This window comes from Enterobacter sp. E14S (genome assembly GCF_055666685.1).
Genome location: NZ_JBVODQ010000001.1, coordinates 830,354 through 846,850 on the forward strand (window position 1 = coordinate 830,354; position 16,497 = coordinate 846,850).

A 16,497-nucleotide genomic window follows, 5' to 3' on the forward strand; every position below is an offset into this window, starting at 1 on the left:
GGGTTGACAACTTGCCATCGAACTAGTTAACTAGTACGCAAGTTCACACGAGAAAGGTATCTGAAAATGACAGCACATTTCACTCTGCACGGCTGGTGGCGCACTTCCTGATCTTCGGGCAGTGTCACGCGTCTGCAAAATGCAAACAGATACCCGCCCGCTACCCAGCGGGCTTTTTTTTGAACAAAATATGAGAACAACAACATGCAAACAGCCAAACCTCATCTCGAACTGCTGACCTGCGAGGCGGCCTATCGCCACAACCCGACCGCGCTGTTTCATCAGGTGTGCGGGGCACGTCCGGCAACGCTGCTGCTGGAATCGGCGGATATCGACAGCAAGGACGATCTCAAAAGCCTGCTGCTGGTCGACAGCGCGCTGCGCATTACCGCTTTAGGTGACACTGTCACCATCAAGGCATTATCAGACAATGGCGCATCGCTGCTGCCGCTGCTGGATGCCGCCCTGCCGTCGGGCATTGAAAATGAACGTCATCCAGAAATGCGCATTCTGCATTTCCCGCCGGTGAGCCAGCTGCTGGACGAAGACGCGCGCCTCTGCTCCCTGTCCGTTTTCGATGCCTTCCGCCTGCTGCAGAATCTGGTCATCGTGCCGGAAGACGAGCGTGAAGCGATGTTCTTCGGCGGGCTGTTTGCTTACGACCTGGTTGCCGGTTTTGAAGATTTACCGGAAACCGAGCAGGGTAATCGCTGCCCGGATTATTGCTTCTATCTGGCTGAAACTCTGCTGGTGATCGACCACCAGAAGCAATACACCCGCATCCAGGCAAGCCTGTTCACGCCGTCTGCCGCTGAGAAAAACCGTCTTGAGCACCGCATCGCTCAGCTGCAGCAGCAGATGACGGAAGCACCGCCTGCGCTGCCGGTGCAGCGCGTGGAGAAAATGACCTGCGACGTTAACCAGACTGACGATCAGTACGGCGCCGTGGTTCGCCAGATGCAAAAAGCGATTCGCGCCGGGGAAATTTTCCAGGTCGTGCCGTCCCGTCGCTTCTCGCTGCCCTGCCCGTCGCCGCTCGCAGCCTACGACGTGCTGAAAAAGAGTAACCCAAGCCCGTACATGTTCTTCATGCAGGACAACGAATTCACGCTGTTCGGCGCCTCGCCGGAAAGCTCGCTGAAATACGACGCCACCAGCCGTCAGATTGAGATCTACCCGATTGCCGGAACCCGTCCGCGCGGGCGTCGCGCCGATGGCTCGCTGGACCGCGATCTGGACAGCCGCATCGAACTGGAGATGCGTACCGACCACAAAGAACTCTCCGAGCACCTGATGCTGGTTGACCTGGCGCGTAACGATCTTGCTCGCATTTGTACTCCCGGCAGCCGCTACGTGGCGGACCTGACCAAAGTTGACCGCTATTCGTTCGTGATGCACCTGGTCTCCCGCGTGGTCGGCGAGCTGCGCCACGATCTCGACGTGCTGCACGCCTACCGCGCCTGCATGAACATGGGCACCCTGAGCGGCGCGCCGAAAGTACGCGCCATGCAGCTGATTGCCGCCGCCGAAGGACGCCGTCGCGGCAGCTACGGCGGCGCGGTAGGTTACTTCACCGCCCACGGCGATCTCGATACCTGCATCGTAATCCGCTCCGCCTATGTCGAAGACGGTATCGCCACCGTCCAGGCGGGTGCCGGGATTGTTCTTGATTCTGTTCCGCAGTCTGAAGCTGACGAAACGCGCAGTAAAGCCCGTGCGGTACTTCGCGCCATTGCTACCGCACACCATGCACAGGAGATTTTCTGATGGCTGACATTCTGCTGCTCGATAATATCGACTCCTTTACCTACAACCTGGCAGATCAGCTGCGTGCGAATGGCCATAACGTCGTTATCTACCGCAACCACGTTCCGGCGCAGACCCTGATTGACCGTCTGGCAACCATGCAAAACCCGGTGCTGATGCTCTCCCCGGGGCCAGGCGCACCGAGCGAAGCCGGCTGTATGCCGGAGCTGCTGACCCGTATGCGCGGCAAACTGCCGATCGTCGGTATCTGCCTCGGCCATCAGGCGATTGTTGAAGCCTATGGCGGCTACGTTGGCCAGGCGGGTGAGATCCTGCACGGTAAAGCGTCCAGCATTGAACATGACGGCCAGGCGATGTTTGCCGGGCTGCCGAACCCGCTCCCGGTCGCGCGCTATCACTCGCTGGTTGGCAGCAATATTCCCGCCGGGCTGACGATCAACGCCTCGTTTGAAGGCATGGTGATGGCGGTGCGCCACGATGCGGACCGCGTCTGCGGCCTGCAGTTCCACCCGGAATCTATCCTGACCTCTAACGGCGCGCGCCTGCTGGAGCAGACGCTGGACTGGGCGTTACAGAAGCTGGAGCAGACCAACACCCTGCAGCCGATTCTGGAAAAACTGTACCAGGCGCAGACCCTGAGCCAGCAGGAGAGCCATCAGCTCTTCTCCGCCGTGGTTCGCGGTGAGCTGAAGCCTGAACAGCTGGCAGCCGCGCTGGTGAGCATGAAGGTGCGCGGCGAAAGCCCGCAGGAGATCGCCGGTGCCGCCACGGCCCTGCTGGAAAATGCCGCCCCGTTCCCGCGCCCGGACTATCAGTTTGCGGATATCGTCGGTACAGGCGGTGACGGCAGTAACAGCATCAATATCTCCACCGCCAGCGCCTTCGTGGCGGCGGCGTGCGGTTTGAAGGTCGCGAAGCATGGTAACCGCAGCGTCTCCAGCCGGTCAGGTTCTTCCGATCTGCTCGCCGCATTCGGTATTAACCTCGATATGAACGCCGAGCGTTCCCGTGAAGCGCTGGATGACCTGGGCGTCTGCTTCCTGTTTGCGCCGAAGTATCACACCGGTTTCCGCCACGCGATGCCGGTTCGTCAGCAGCTTAAAACCCGCACGCTGTTTAACGTGCTCGGCCCGCTGATCAACCCGGCCCACCCGCCGCTGGCGCTGATTGGCGTTTACAGCCCTGAGCTGGTTCTGCCGATTGCCGAGACGCTGCGCGTGCTGGGTTATCAGCGTGCCGCCGTGGTGCACAGCGGCGGTATGGATGAGGTTTCTCTTCATGCCCCGACGCTGGTGGCCGAACTGCGCGACGGTGAAATCCTGAGCTATCAGCTGGAGGCTGCCGACTTCGGCCTTGCGCCATACCATCAGGAGGCGCTGGCAGGCGGTACGCCGGAAGAAAACCGTGACATTCTGACGCGCTTATTACAAGGTAAAGGAGAGGTCGCCCATGAGGCCGCCGTTGCTGCCAACGTCGCCATGCTGATGCGTTTGCACGGTGAGGAAGACCTGAAGGCCAACGTTCAAAAAGTTCTGGATGTACTGCGCTCCGGTGCAGCTTACGATCGCGTTACCGCACTTGCGGCAAGAGGGTAAAGAATGCAGACCGTTTTAGCGAAAATCGTTGCCGATAAGGCCATCTGGGTGGAAGTCCGCAAGCAACAGCAGCCGCTTGCCAGTTTCCAGAATGACGTCGTCCCGAGCAGCCGTCGTTTCTATGACGCCCTGCGGGGTACTCGCACCGCGTTTATTCTTGAGTGCAAAAAAGCGTCCCCGTCCAAAGGCGTTATTCGTGACGATTTCGACCCGGCGCGTATTGCCGGCATTTATAAGCATCATGCTTCAGCCATCTCCGTGCTTACGGATGAGAAATATTTTCAGGGCAGCTTCGATTTTCTGCCGATCGTCAGCGGCATCGCGCCGCAGCCTATCCTGTGCAAAGACTTTATTATCGACCCGTATCAGATCTGGCTTGCGCGCTTTTACCAGGCCGACGCCTGCCTGCTGATGCTCTCGGTGCTCGACGACGAGCAGTATCGCCAGCTTTCCGCCGTGGCGCACAGCCTGAATATGGGCGTGCTGACCGAGGTGAGCAACGAAGAGGAGCTGGAGCGCGCGATTGCGCTGGAAGCCAAAGTGGTCGGCATTAACAACCGCGATCTGCGCGACCTGTCCATTGACCTTAACCGTACGCGTCAGCTGGCGCCGCGTCTGGGGTCTGGCGTCACGGTGATCAGCGAATCCGGCATTAACAGCTACGCCCAGGTGCGCGAGCTAAGCCACTTCGCCAACGGTTTCCTGATTGGCTCCGCCATGATGGAGCATGACGATCTCAATGCGGCCGTGCGTCGCGTGCTGCTGGGTGAAAACAAAGTCTGCGGCTTAACCCGCGAACAGGATGCCCAGGCCGCGTATGAAGCCGGGGCGATTTATGGCGGGCTGATCTTTGTGGACGCCTCTCCACGCGCGGTCAGCGAAGAGCAGGCGCGTAAGGTCATCGCAGCGGCTCCGCTTAGCTACGTGGGCGTTTTCCGCAACGCAGATATTGCAGACGTTGCGGCCAAAGCCGACGCGTTATCCCTGAACGCGGTGCAGCTCCACGGCGATGAAGACCAGAGCTACATCGATGCCCTGCGCGCCGCGCTGGCACCACAGGTGCAGATCTGGAAAGCGCAAAGCGTTGGCGATACGTTGCCCTCGCGTAACCTGAACCATGTGGACAGATACGTCCTCGATAACGGCCAGGGCGGTACCGGCCAGCGTTTTGACTGGTCGCTGCTGAACGGCGCAAAGCTGGACAACGTCCTGCTGGCGGGCGGATTAAGCCCGGATAACTGCGTTGAAGCCGCTAAAACCGGCTGCGCAGGCCTCGATTTCAATTCAGGCGTAGAGTCCCAACCGGGTATCAAAGATGCCAGCAAGCTGGCCTCGGTTTTTAAAACTCTGCGTGCATATTAAGGAAGAGAAGATGACGACATTACTTAACCCGTATTTTGGTGAGTTCGGCGGGATGTACGTCCCGCAAATCCTGATGCCCGCGCTGCGCCAGCTGGAAGAAGCGTTTGTCAGCGCGCAGAAAGATCCGGCGTTTCAGGCTGAATTTACCGACCTGCTGAAAAATTACGCCGGTCGTCCAACAGCGCTGACCAAATGCCGCAACCTGACGGAAGGCACCAAAACCACGCTATATCTGAAGCGTGAAGACCTGCTGCACGGCGGCGCGCATAAAACTAACCAGGTGCTGGGCCAGGCGCTGCTCGCGAAGCGTATGGGCAAAACCGAAATCATCGCCGAAACCGGTGCAGGTCAGCACGGCGTGGCCTCTGCGCTTGCCAGCGCCCTGCTCGGCCTGAAATGCCGCATCTATATGGGAGCGAAAGACGTTGAGCGTCAGTCTCCGAACGTCTTCCGTATGCGTCTGATGGGAGCAGAAGTGATCCCGGTACACAGCGGCTCCGCGACGCTGAAGGATGCCTGTAACGAAGCGCTGCGCGACTGGTCTGGCAGCTATGAAACCGCGCACTATATGCTCGGTACCGCGGCGGGCCCGCACCCGTTCCCGACCATCGTGCGCGAATTCCAGCGCATGATCGGGGAAGAGACCAAAGCGCAGATCCTTGAAAAAGAGGGTCGCCTGCCGGATGCGGTGATCGCCTGCGTCGGCGGCGGGTCAAACGCCATCGGCATGTTCGCAGACTTTATCGACGACACCAGCGTGGGTCTGATTGGCGTCGAGCCTGCCGGTCACGGCATTGAATCGGGTGAACACGGCGCGCCGCTGAAGCATGGCCGCGTGGGGATCTACTTCGGGATGAAATCCCCGATGATGCAAACCGATGAGGGCCAGATTGAAGAGTCTTACTCTATTTCTGCCGGCCTCGACTTCCCGTCCGTCGGGCCGCAGCATGCGTTCCTGAACAGTACCGGCCGCGCGGACTATGTCTCCATTACCGATGACGAAGCGCTGGAAGCCTTTAAAACGCTGTGCCGCAGCGAAGGGATCATCCCGGCGCTGGAGTCTTCCCACGCCCTGGCGCACGCGCTGAAAATGATGAAAGAAAACCCGGAAAAAGAGCAGCTGCTGGTGGTGAACCTTTCCGGCCGCGGTGACAAAGATATCTTCACCGTTCACGATATTCTGAAAGCACGAGGGGAAATCTGATGGAACGCTACGATAACGTATTTGCAGAGCTGAAATCCCGCCAGGAAGGCGCGTTCGTTCCCTTCGTCACCCTGGGCGATCCGGGCCCGGAACAGTCGCTGAAGATTATCGACACCCTGATTGAGGCCGGTGCCGACGGGCTGGAGCTGGGTATTCCGTTCTCCGATCCGCTGGCGGATGGCCCGACCATCCAGAATGCGACGCTGCGCGCATTCGCCTCCGGTGTGACGCCGACCCAGTGCTTCGAGATGCTGGCGGCGATTCGCCAGAAGCACCCGACCATTCCGATTGGCCTGCTGATGTACGCCAACCTGGTGTTCAACCGCGGTATCGATGAGTTTTACGCCGAGTGCGCACGCGTGGGCGTCGACTCCGTCCTGGTGGCAGACGTGCCGGTCGAGGAGTCTGCGCCATTCCGTCAGGCGGCCATGCGCCATAACGTCGCCCCGATTTTCATCTGCCCGCCGAACGCCGATGACGCCCTGCTGCGCCAGATTGCCTCTTACGGACGCGGGTATACCTACCTGCTCTCCCGCGCGGGCGTGACCGGTGCCGAGAATAAAGCGGCGTTGCCGCTGCATCATCTGGTGGAGAAGCTGGCCGAGTATCATGCCGCGCCTCCGCTGCAGGGATTCGGGATTTCCTCCCCGGACCAGGTCTCCGCAGCGATTGACGCGAAGGCGGCAGGAGCCATCTCCGGCTCCGCGATTGTGAAGATCATCGAAAAGAACGTGGACAAGCCAGAGCAGATGCTGGCCGAGCTGAAAGCGTTTGTGACCGCAATGAAAGCGGCGACGCGCAAAGCATAACCTCTCTACCGTCTGGCTTCCTGCCAGACGGTTACCCTTCCTTCCCCACCTTCTACAACGGATTACCTCAAAATTGATCCCGTCGATATTTTCGGCGTGAATGGCTTTCCATTCTGGCGTGCAAGCGTATGATCTGGACTCTTTTTTATCTTTAATCCTTCTGAGTTCAGAGGCTTATTCATGTCATGGCAATCCTTTAAACAGGCTTACCTGGTTAAGTTCTGGTCACCTGTTCCGGCCGTTATCGCGGCAGGCATTCTCTCTACCTACTATTTCGGCATTACCGGCACCTTCTGGGCCGTGACCGGCGAGTTCACCCGCTGGGGTGGTCAATTGCTACAGCTCGCTGGCGTGCATACCGAAGAGTGGGGTTACTTTAAACTCATTCATCTGGACGGTACGCCGCTTACCCGCATCGACGGGATGATGATCGTCGGCATGTTCGGTGGCTGTTTCGCGGCGGCGCTGTGGGCAAACAACGTTAAGTTGCGGATGCCCAAAAGCCGGATTCGCATAATGCAGGCGGTGGTCGGCGGTATCATTGCCGGGTTTGGCGCCCGTCTGGCGATGGGCTGTAACCTGGCCGCTTTCTTTACGGGTATTCCCCAGTTTTCGCTTCACGCCTGGTTCTTTGCTGTCGCCACGGCCATCGGCTCTTACTTCGGTGCCAAATTTACCCTGCTGCCGCTGTTCCGCATTCCGGTGAAAATGACAAAAGTCAGCGCAGCGTCACCGTTAACCCAGAAGCCGGACCAGGCGCGTCGCCGTTTCCGCCTCGGTATGCTGGTCTTTTTGGCTATGATCGCTTGGGCACTTTGCACTGCGATGAATCAGCCCAAACTCGGCCTGGCGATGCTGTTCGGCGTGGGTTTTGGTCTGCTCATTGAACGCGCGCAGATCTGCTTTACCTCTGCGTTTCGCGATATGTGGATCACCGGCCGCACGATGATGGCGAAGGCGATTATCGCCGGGATGGCGGTCAGCGCCATCGGTATCTTCAGCTATGTTCAGCTGGGCGTTGAACCGAAAATCATGTGGGCTGGCCCTAATGCGGTGATTGGCGGCCTGCTGTTTGGCTTCGGGATTGTGCTGGCTGGGGGATGTGAAACCGGCTGGATGTACCGCGCCGTTGAAGGTCAGGTGCATTACTGGTGGGTGGGCCTGGGAAATGTTATCGGCTCGACGGTCCTGGCGTACTTCTGGGACGATCTGTCCCCGGCGCTTGCCACGAACTGGGACAAGGTCAACCTGCTGAGCACCTTCGGCCCTCTCGGCGGCCTGCTGGTCACCTACGCCCTGCTGCTGGTCGCTTTTTTACTGGTTGTCGCGCAGGAGAAACGCTTCTTCCGTCGCGCGAGTGTTAAAACAGAAACCCAGGAGAATGCTGCATGAAAGAGTTCGTGCCCGATTACCGTCTGGATATGGTTGGTGAACCCTGCCCTTATCCGGCTGTTGCCACGCTTGAAGCCCTACCGCAGCTCAAAAAAGGGGAAATTCTGGAAGTGGTCAGCGACTGTCCGCAGTCCATCAACAACATTCCGCTTGATGCGAAAAACCACGGCTACACGGTGCTGGATATCCAGCAGGATGGCCCGACCATTCGCTATTTGATTCAGAAGTGAGAAAGGATATGCGCCCCGTCGGGGCGCATTGAACGGCCGGGATTAGAAACGATAACCCGCAGAGAACATAAACACCCACGGATCCAGGCGAGTATTGATACTTTGCTGCTGACCGCCCGCCTTGAAGCGTACGTCCGTATCAATATCCATGTACCAGACCGAGGCGTTAATCAGCCAGTCGCGGTTAATCAGATAGTCCAGACCGACCTGCCCCGCCATACCCCATGAATCTTTCAGGCTGAGGTCAGTCAGACCGGCCTCTTTACCGGTATCGTTAAACTTCTCGTCAAAGAAGGTGGTGTAGTTTACACCGGCGCCAATATAAGGACGCACCTTGCTGCTGGCATCACCAAAGTACCATTGCGCCATCAGCGTTGGCGGTAAATGGTGAACCGTGGCGATATCACCCGTTGCGCCCAGACCCACGCGATGACGGAACGGCGTTGCAGCCAGAAGCTCAACACCAACGTTTTCCGTCGCCATATAGGTGAACGTTAACCCTAACTGGGTGTTATTACTGACGTTAAAACCGCCCATACCCAGCACGTTATCCGATCCTTCAGTTGGGCGAACCGTAGCCGAACCGGCACGAATAAAGAATTCGCCTGCTTCATGCGCATACGCGCCGCCAGAGAGACTGCTTAATACAAGGGCTGCCACCGCTAATTTTTTCATATCCGCTCCATCGTTGTGGTTTTAATCGCGGGTGAGAATATACTCACAAATGAGTAATAAGTGATCTGCTACAGATCACATTAAAACCAGTAACTTAACATTCATTGATCTGGATTAATTTTTTGTTACGCATCCAAAAGCGATAAGTTGTTTCCATGTCAATTTTTGGCATTTCACAGTTACAAAATTTTCCCTTTTCCCCCTCTTGCTCTTCCTCTGACGGCTGGATAATTTATCGCTCTCACAAGTTGATTTGATGCGTTCTTCTTTTGCAGGTGTGCCATGAGTGATATCAACCCGTGCATGACGTGCGGAGCCTGTTGTGCGTATTTTCGAGTCTCTTTCTACTGGGCCGAAGCCAGCGATGGCGGCGGTACCGTTCCGGTTCATCTCACAGAGCCGTTAACGCCCTTTCTGCGCTGCATGAGCGGCACAAACCAAAAGCAGGCCCGCTGCGTGGCGCTACAGGGCGAGCCCGGGGTCTCTACCCGGTGTTCCATCTATGAGGATCGGCCCAGCCCGTGCCGGGAATTTGCCATGTCGGGGGAAGATGGGCAGGTCAACGAAGCCTGCAATCGCGCCGGCGCGCGTTGGATTACCGCCGCTTTACAAAGATATGCTTTTCCATACAAGCCTTGATGCTGCCACAGCAGGTGCATCCGGTGTACAATTGCCGGCTAATTAACACCTGCAATACTCAAGGAGAGTGCATGTCTATCACGGCGAAGTCTGTCTACCGTGACACGGGAAACTTTTTCCGCAATCAGTTCATAACCTTTTTACTGATCGCGTTGCTATGTGCCTTTATCACGGTGGTGCTGGGCCATGCCTTCTCACCGAGTGAAGAACAGATTGCCAGCCTGAGCCAGGGCGACCATCTTGCCGGAAGCGTGGGGCTGTTTGAACTGGTGCAAAACATGACGCCGGAGCAGCAGCAAATTCTGCTGCGGGCGTCTGCCGCGTCAACGTTCTCAGGCCTGATTGGTAATGCGGTTCTGGCGGGCGGCGTTTTGCTGATGATTCAGCTGGTCTCGGCGGGCCACCGGGTCAGCGCCTTACGGGCGATTGGTGCCAGTGCGCCAGTCTTACCTAAGCTGTTTATTCTGATCTTTTTAACCACGATGCTGGTGCAAATGGGGATTATGCTGGTCGTGGTGCCGGGCGTATTACTGGCTATCGTGCTCTCATTTGCGCCTGTGATGGTGGTGCAGGATAAGATGGGGATTTTTACCGCGATGCGCAGCAGCATCAGACTGGCATGGGCTAATATGCGTCTGGTGGCTCCCGCCGTGATCGGCTGGCTGCTCGCCAAAACGCTCCTGCTGTTGTTTGCACCGAATTTTGCGGTATTAACGCCGAACGTTGGCGCGGTAGTGGCGAATACGCTGAGCAATCTGATTTCAGCGGTGCTGCTGGTCTATCTGTTCCGCCTGTATATGTTAATTCGTCAGTAATCCTGAGGCGGGGGCATCGCAGCCTCCCGCCCCGCTCAGAAGATGGAATCACAGAATGAAGCAGTTTCTTGATTTTTTACCGCTCGTGGTCTTTTTTGCTTTTTATAAGCTGTACGATATTTATGCCGCGACCACTGCGCTGATCGTTGCAACGGCTGTTGTTCTGATCTACAGCTGGGTTCGCTATCGTAAAGTCGAAAAAATGGCGCTGGTTACCTTCGTCCTGGTCGCCGTATTCGGCGGGCTGACTCTGTTCTTCCACAACGATGAATTTATTAAGTGGAAAGTGACCGTTATTTACGCGCTGTTTGCGGGCGCATTGTTAATTAGCCAGTGGGTCATGAAAAAGCCTCTGATCCAGCGCATGCTGGGCAAAGAGCTGACGCTGCCTCAGGAAGTCTGGTCCCGTCTGAATATCGCCTGGGCGGTATTCTTTATTCTCTGTGGTCTCGCCAACATCTATATCGCCTTCTGGCTGCCGCAGAATATCTGGGTCAACTTTAAGGTCTTCGGCCTGACCGCGCTGACGCTTATCTTCACGCTGTTAAGCGGCGTATACATCTATCGCCACATACCGCAGGACGACAAGCACTGATTAATGACTGACCAGAACGTCTACGACAGGCGTTCTGGTCTATTCTCTCCGCTGTGAAATCATAGTAGCATCCCGCCTGAAGTCTTCCGTTACGAGTTAAAACAATGACAACAACTAACGCCCCGCAGGGCGAACTGGTTTTACGCACACTGGCAATGCCCGCTGACACCAATGCCAATGGCGATATTTTTGGCGGCTGGCTGATGTCGCAGATGGATATGGGCGGCGCAATTCTGGCAAAAGAGATTGCCCACGGGCGCGTGGTGACTGTGCGAGTGGACGGCATGACCTTCCTGCGCCCGGTTGCGGTGGGAGATGTGGTTTGCTGCTACGCGCGCTGCGTCAAACGCGGCAATACCTCTATTTCAATCAACATCGAAGTATGGGTTAAGAAAGTCTCTTCTGAACCCATTGGACAGCGTTATAAGGCCACCGAAGCGCTGTTTATTTATGTTGCAGTGGATAGCGAGGGTAAACCTCGTCAACTTCCGCAGGCCTGATCGACAGGCAAAAAAAAGCCTCCATCAGGAGGCTTTTTTTATTCCATCTGCGCCCCGCCGTTCAGGCGGAAAACAATATTCACAATCAGTCCGCTGCCCGGTTTTCCGGCTTCATAGCGCCATCTGCGCATCGCGGATTTCACTTCGCGCTCAAACATATTAGAAGGCTGAGCGGACAAGATTTCCACGTTATCCACGCGACCATCCGCAGTGACGTCAAATTTAACCCGTACGCGGCCTTCAATACGTAAGGCCTGCGCTCGCGCCGGATACTGAGGCTGGTTGCGACTCAGCGCGCGCGGGCCCGCGGGGGCACTGACTGTCGGCTTAGGCGCGGTTGCGGTGTTATTCATCACCGGACGCGAAGGCGCTGCATTCTCGACCGTCTGGGTCGCGCGCGGTTCAACCGGACGTTCCTCGCGTTTCGGACGTTCCTCGGCCTTCTTCACCGGTTTTGGCTTCGGCTTAGGTTTTGGCTTCGGTTCAGGCTTGTGGATCACCACCGGCGCTTCCTTCGGTGGCGCCGGAACAGGCTCGGGCTCTGGCTCAGGTTCAGCCACCGGCTGCGGTGGCGGAGGTGCAACCTGCGGCGGTTCGAGATCCGCTGGCGATACCATCGTCACCGAAATCGGCTGCGCGGGCGCGGGCATTTCAATAACCTGATGAACCGAGGTATACAGCAAACCCGCCACAACAGCACCGTGAATCACGACAGAAAGCAGCGTCGGCCAGGGGAAGCGGCGAGGTAAATCAAGGGTCATCGAAGTCATAATCATCAACGTTAAAAAACCGAACACTGATTTTAAATGCAAATAGCAATCATATTCAATAAGACACTTTGTTCTGGCGCAACTTTAGCGCATGAGAGGCCAAAAAAGGCGCATTCAGATCAGGGTATTAACATTGTTTTTATTTTACATTGCAGTCGTTTGCCCTTTCACATAACGTAACTGACACTTTTACCGGTTAAGGAGCTTCGCCGTGTTTTACGTGATTTACTCTGAAGATGTTGCTGATTCGCTCGAAAAACGCCAGTCTGTGCGCCCTGCACATCTGGCACGTTTGCAGCTGCTCCAGGATGAAGGCCGTTTACTGACCGCCGGCCCAATGCCTGCAGTAGACAGCAACGATCCGGGCGCCGCCGGTTTTGCCGGTTCTACAGTGATTGCTGAGTTTGAATCTCAGGAAAGCGCTCAGGCATGGGCTGACGCAGATCCGTATGTTGCCGCAGGTGTGTATGCGAAAGTGACGGTTCGACCGTATAAAAAAGTGTTCTGAAACCAATGCGGCTCCGAAAGGAGCCTTTTTTATGGTGGAAGTTATGCGTCTCTGCGCCGGGTAAACTGCTGCTCCGTTATAAGGCTTCCCCACTGGTCGCCCTCCCACTCTTTGACGAGCGTAAATCCAAACGATTCGTATAAACGCCGTGCGGCGGTCAGCTTATTGAATGTCCAGAGATGCACGGCAGAGAAACCAGCGCTGTCGCAAAAGCGCATCGCTTCGGTCAGCAGCTTTTTCCCTACCCCGTGTCCCCGGCAGCCATCGTCGAGAATAAACCAGCGAAGATGCGCTTCACCCGGCGCTAAATCCTCACCATCTATCGCCACTGCCCCCACTATCCTGCCGTTCATCACCGCCAGCCAGATCTGGTTGCATGACTTATTCAACCGGTCACTAAATTCCGCAACTCCCGTAGCCACTTTGGCCTCAAAAAAACGGCCAAAATGATGCTCGCGCGCGTAATAGATCCCGTGCATCTCCGCGACACGACCAATCATGCCGGGAATATATCCCTGCACTATCGTGAGCTCGTCGGGCCGCGTGTCGCTACCCGTCTCACGGCACGCCAGCAGCGCGTTGGCATAAAGGGAGAGTCCTTCAGAAATGGTCTGCTGCTGGGCAGGAGCAAGACTCTTTATTGCTGAGACCACGCGCTCATTGCTAAAGGTATTAATTTTACTGACCGTCTCATGGCCTTTCGCGGTCAGCCTGAGACTCTTCGCTCTCGCATCTTCAGGTGAAGTCACTTCCTCGATCTCGCCCGCGGTAATCAGGCGAGCCAGCATCCGGCTGACGCTGGATTTATCCAGGCCCAGCAGCTGCACCAGCTGACTCGCCGTCATCTCTTTGCGTAGGGCTATTTCGACCAGGGTATGGACGGCCGACGGTGAGTAATTCGTTGAGGCCAGAGTCGAGGCCATAAAACCTAACTCCCGCACCATCAGGCGCGAGGAACGTCGAATAACGCTGACTACCGGGGTTTCGCTGTGCATGTTGTGCCCTCATCATTTAGTTGCACTATACAACCAAATGATGAGGTGTTGTCAAACATAATAAAAAAGGCTCCCTCAGGAGCCTTTCAAACTATCAATGCAGCGACGCTAGCCTCGCCGCAAATCCAACAAACAGCAGCCCTATCAGCCCGTTCCCCAGCTTTGCCAGTTTCTTTTTCGTTTTCAGATAACGCGTCACAAACGCGCCGGAGAAGATCAGGAAGCTCATGTACATAAAGCTTATTAACTCCAGCGTCGTCGCGAGGATCAGGAAAGAAGTGCCGGTGCTCTGTGCATTCACGTCAATGAACTGAACGAAGAACGATACGTAGAACAGAATCGCTTTGGGATTGGTCAGACTTAATACCAGCGAACGTTTCATGATCATACTGGCCGGTTCGGGGCCGCTTTCATGCGCGTTTTTCTGACGGTTCACCACTGACCAGAGCATTTTGCCGCCCAGCCAGAGCAGATAAAAGGCTCCGAGATAGCGCACGATATTAAACAGTACCGGCGTGGTCTGGATTAATGCCGCGACGCCCGCCCAGGCCAGAAACATCAGCACCGCATCGCCGATAAACACGCCTGTGGCGGCGAGATACCCTTTTTTAACCCCGTGACCGATCCCGGTTTTTAGCACAAACAGGGTATTCGGCCCTGGCACCAGCACGATAAAAAACGCGCCGACAACATACGTCCAGAAATTCAGTACGCCAAACTCCGCAAACACTTCTCCCTCCTTTTGCTAAACACAACAGGAATATCGCTGCAAATACGCTATTCCTAAAAAATCAGACGCTATAAAATCAGCGGGCACCGTTTACGGTGCCCTCATGGTTTCAGATATCCTGGACTGCGAACAGCAACGCATTGCGGTGCCTGGTCAATCCACATTTTCTGATGGCGTGAATACGCATATTGCGGCGGGATTGTGCTTCCAGCCAACGAGCCTTGCGACGACTCACCTGTCGCAACATGCGCCAGCGCCCTACTTCTGTTCTACTGCGCTTCATGTCTACAACTCTTTCACTTACAGAATCGCCATTATAAACCCAACCCGGCAGCAAACCAGCGCTTTTACCTGGCGTTTTTATTTGCCAGATGAATCCTGATGCGTACACTCATAACAATACGCTTTCAAAAGGATTTTTTTACCTATGACAACCTTCTACACCGTGGTGAGTTGGCTGGTCATTTTGGGATACTGGCTGTTAATCGCGGGTGTGACATTACGCATCCTGATGAAGCGCAGAGCCGTACCCTCTGCCATGGCCTGGCTTCTGATCATTTATATCCTCCCGCTGGTGGGAATTATTGCCTATCTCTCTTTCGGTGAGCTTCATCTGGGTAAACGCCGCGCCGAGCGGGCCCGCGCCATGTGGCCCTCCACCGCGAAGTGGCTGAACGACCTTAAAGCCTGCAAACATATTTTTGCCGAGGAGAACAGCAGCGTCGCCTCCTCACTGTTTAAGCTATGCGAGCGCCGTCAGGGGATTGGCGGCGTTAAGGGCAATCAACTGCAGCTGCTGACCTCGTCCGACGACGTCATGCAGGCGTTAATCCGCGATATTCAGCTGGCTCGTCATAATATCGAGATGGTTTTTTATATCTGGCAGCCTGGCGGGATGGCTGACCAGGTCGCTGAATCGCTGATGGCCGCCGCGCGGCGCGGCATTCATTGCCGCCTGATGCTTGACTCCGCGGGTAGCGTGGCATTTTTCCGTAGCCCCTGGGCGGGCATGATGCGTAATGCCGGGATCGAAGTGGTTGAAGCGCTGAAGGTGAATCTCCTGCGCGTGTTTCTGCGCAGGATGGATCTCCGTCAGCATCGCAAAATGATCATGATCGATAACTATATTGCCTATACCGGCAGTATGAATATGGTTGACCCGCGCTTCTTCAAACAGGACTCGGGTGTAGGTCAATGGGTTGATTTGATGGCGCGAATGGAGGGGCCGATTGCCACCTCGATGGGCATCGTTTATTCCTGCGACTGGGAAATAGAAACCGGCAAGCGTATCCTGCCGCCACCGCCGGACGGCAATATTATGCCGTTTGAAGAGGCGAGCGGTCATACCATTCATACTATTGCTTCCGGGCCGGGCTTCCCGGAAGACTTAATCCATCAGGCGCTGCTGACGGCAACCTACTCGGCGCGTGAATATCTGATCATGACGACGCCCTACTTTGTCCCCAGCGACGACCTCCTGCACGCGATTTGTACCGCCGCGCAGCGCGGTGTCGATGTGAGCATCATTTTGCCACGCAAAAATGACTCCCTACTGGTGGGCTGGGCCAGCCGGGCATTCTTCAGCGAACTGCTGGCCGCAGGGGTGAAAATTTACCAGTTTGAAGGCGGATTGCTCCACACCAAGAGCGTTCTTGTCGACGGTGAGCTGAGCCTGGTGGGAACGGTCAACCTGGATATGCGCAGCCTGTGGCTAAACTTTGAAATCACGCTGGTCATTGATGATGCCGGCTTTGGCGGCGACCTTGCGGCGGTGCAGGATGATTATATCTCCCGCTCGCGGCTGCTGGATGCCAGACTGTGGGTAAAACGTCCGATGTGGCAGAGAATTGCCGAACGACTGTTTTACTTCTTTAGTCCGTTGCTGTAAAACGTGCCCAACGATGTTAAACA

Annotated in this window: 18 protein-coding genes, 1 pseudogene and 1 other annotated feature; of the genes and pseudogenes, 14 read left to right on the plus strand and 5 right to left on the minus strand. The window is 56.2% G+C overall.

Going from position 1 to position 16,497, the window contains the following annotated elements; genetic code table 11:
• Positions 1–66: 66 nt before the first annotated feature.
• From trpL to yedF, 8 genes are all read left to right on the plus strand, one after another.
• Complete coding sequence (trpL, locus tag ACZ6J2_RS04000; protein WP_106993556.1) at positions 67–111, plus strand: trp operon leader peptide; 45 nt, start codon at positions 67–69, stop codon at positions 109–111.
• Positions 88–181: a sequence feature (Trp leader region), on the plus strand. Its footprint overlaps the gene before it by 24 nt.
• Positions 182–204: 23 nt before the next feature.
• On the plus strand, positions 205–1,767 hold the full coding sequence (locus ACZ6J2_RS04005; RefSeq protein WP_471724863.1) for an anthranilate synthase component 1: 1,563 nt from the start codon (positions 205–207) through the stop codon (positions 1,765–1,767).
• A complete protein-coding gene (gene trpD / locus ACZ6J2_RS04010; RefSeq protein ID WP_471724865.1) occupies positions 1,767–3,362 on the plus strand; it encodes a bifunctional anthranilate synthase glutamate amidotransferase component TrpG/anthranilate phosphoribosyltransferase TrpD in 1,596 nt (531 codons plus the stop codon). Before ACZ6J2_RS04005 ends, trpD begins: the two co-directional genes overlap by 1 nt.
• A 3-nt stretch (positions 3,363–3,365) precedes the next feature.
• Entirely contained in the window at positions 3,366–4,724 is a 1,359-nt protein-coding gene (gene trpCF, locus ACZ6J2_RS04015; RefSeq protein ID WP_471724866.1) for a bifunctional indole-3-glycerol-phosphate synthase TrpC/phosphoribosylanthranilate isomerase TrpF, read from the plus strand.
• Positions 4,725–4,734: 10 nt separating this feature from the next.
• Positions 4,735–5,928, plus strand: a complete 1,194-nt coding sequence (gene trpB, locus ACZ6J2_RS04020; protein WP_094934668.1) for a tryptophan synthase subunit beta — start codon at positions 4,735–4,737, stop codon at positions 5,926–5,928.
• Positions 5,928–6,737 carry a tryptophan synthase subunit alpha gene (trpA, locus tag ACZ6J2_RS04025; protein ID WP_471724868.1) on the plus strand — a complete coding sequence of 270 codons (810 nt, stop codon included), beginning with the start codon at positions 5,928–5,930 and terminating at the stop codon, positions 6,735–6,737. The genes trpB and trpA overlap by 1 nt, the downstream gene beginning before the upstream one ends.
• Positions 6,738–6,917: 180 nt before the next feature.
• Complete coding sequence (gene yedE / locus ACZ6J2_RS04030) at positions 6,918–8,129, plus strand: selenium metabolism membrane protein YedE/FdhT (RefSeq protein ID WP_471724870.1); 1,212 nt, start codon at positions 6,918–6,920, stop codon at positions 8,127–8,129.
• Positions 8,126–8,359, plus strand: a complete 234-nt coding sequence (gene yedF, locus ACZ6J2_RS04035; protein ID WP_369604196.1) for a sulfurtransferase-like selenium metabolism protein YedF — start codon at positions 8,126–8,128, stop codon at positions 8,357–8,359. Before yedE ends, yedF begins: the two co-directional genes overlap by 4 nt.
• A gap of 42 nt (positions 8,360–8,401) precedes the next feature.
• Here yedF and ompW read toward each other — a convergent pair whose 3' ends face one another.
• Positions 8,402–9,034, minus strand: a complete 633-nt coding sequence (gene ompW / locus ACZ6J2_RS04040; RefSeq protein WP_023312086.1) for an outer membrane protein OmpW — start codon at positions 9,032–9,034, stop codon at positions 8,402–8,404.
• A 282-nt stretch (positions 9,035–9,316) separates the two neighbouring features.
• Between ompW and ACZ6J2_RS04045 the strand changes: the two are divergent.
• The 4 genes and pseudogenes from ACZ6J2_RS04045 (at position 9,317) to yciA (ending at position 11,583) form a co-directional block, all read left to right on the plus strand.
• Positions 9,317–9,719, plus strand: a pseudogene (locus ACZ6J2_RS04045) (YkgJ family cysteine cluster protein).
• Positions 9,720–9,744: 25 nt separating this feature from the next.
• Entirely contained in the window at positions 9,745–10,488 is a 744-nt protein-coding gene (locus ACZ6J2_RS04050; RefSeq protein ID WP_032656704.1) for a YciC family protein, read from the plus strand.
• A 55-nt stretch (positions 10,489–10,543) separates the two neighbouring features.
• Positions 10,544–11,083, plus strand: a complete 540-nt coding sequence (locus ACZ6J2_RS04055) for a septation protein A (protein ID WP_335246514.1) — start codon at positions 10,544–10,546, stop codon at positions 11,081–11,083.
• A 104-nt stretch (positions 11,084–11,187) separates the two neighbouring features.
• Positions 11,188–11,583, plus strand: coding sequence for an acyl-CoA thioester hydrolase YciA (yciA, locus tag ACZ6J2_RS04060; RefSeq protein ID WP_008502796.1), 396 nt, complete (start codon positions 11,188–11,190; stop codon positions 11,581–11,583).
• A 38-nt stretch (positions 11,584–11,621) separates the two neighbouring features.
• Here yciA and tonB read toward each other — a convergent pair whose 3' ends face one another.
• Positions 11,622–12,344, minus strand: coding sequence for a TonB system transport protein TonB (gene tonB / locus ACZ6J2_RS04065; RefSeq protein WP_471725069.1), 723 nt, complete (start codon positions 12,342–12,344; stop codon positions 11,622–11,624).
• A gap of 220 nt (positions 12,345–12,564) precedes the next feature.
• On the opposite strand from tonB, the gene ACZ6J2_RS04070 reads away from it, so the two are divergent.
• A complete protein-coding gene (locus ACZ6J2_RS04070) occupies positions 12,565–12,861 on the plus strand; it encodes a YciI family protein (protein ID WP_023312090.1) in 297 nt (98 codons plus the stop codon).
• A 41-nt stretch (positions 12,862–12,902) separates the two neighbouring features.
• On the opposite strand, the gene ACZ6J2_RS04075 is transcribed toward ACZ6J2_RS04070, so the two are convergent.
• The 3 genes from ACZ6J2_RS04075 to ACZ6J2_RS04085 all read right to left on the minus strand — a co-directional run bounded on the left by ACZ6J2_RS04075 (position 12,903) and on the right by ACZ6J2_RS04085 (position 14,869).
• Positions 12,903–13,856, minus strand: a complete 954-nt coding sequence (locus tag ACZ6J2_RS04075) for a bifunctional helix-turn-helix transcriptional regulator/GNAT family N-acetyltransferase (protein WP_471724873.1) — start codon at positions 13,854–13,856, stop codon at positions 12,903–12,905.
• 94 nt (positions 13,857–13,950) lie between these two features.
• Positions 13,951–14,586 (minus strand): leucine efflux protein LeuE, encoded by a 636-nt coding sequence (gene leuE / locus ACZ6J2_RS04080; protein ID WP_023312092.1) that lies wholly within the window; start codon positions 14,584–14,586, stop codon positions 13,951–13,953.
• A 109-nt stretch (positions 14,587–14,695) separates the two neighbouring features.
• Positions 14,696–14,869, minus strand: coding sequence for a YciY family protein (locus ACZ6J2_RS04085; protein ID WP_086379783.1), 174 nt, complete (start codon positions 14,867–14,869; stop codon positions 14,696–14,698).
• 144 nt (positions 14,870–15,013) lie between these two features.
• Between ACZ6J2_RS04085 and cls the strand changes: the two genes are divergently transcribed.
• A complete protein-coding gene (gene cls, locus ACZ6J2_RS04090) occupies positions 15,014–16,474 on the plus strand; it encodes a cardiolipin synthase (RefSeq protein WP_029741729.1) in 1,461 nt (486 codons plus the stop codon).
• Positions 16,475–16,497: the final 23 nt, after the last annotated feature.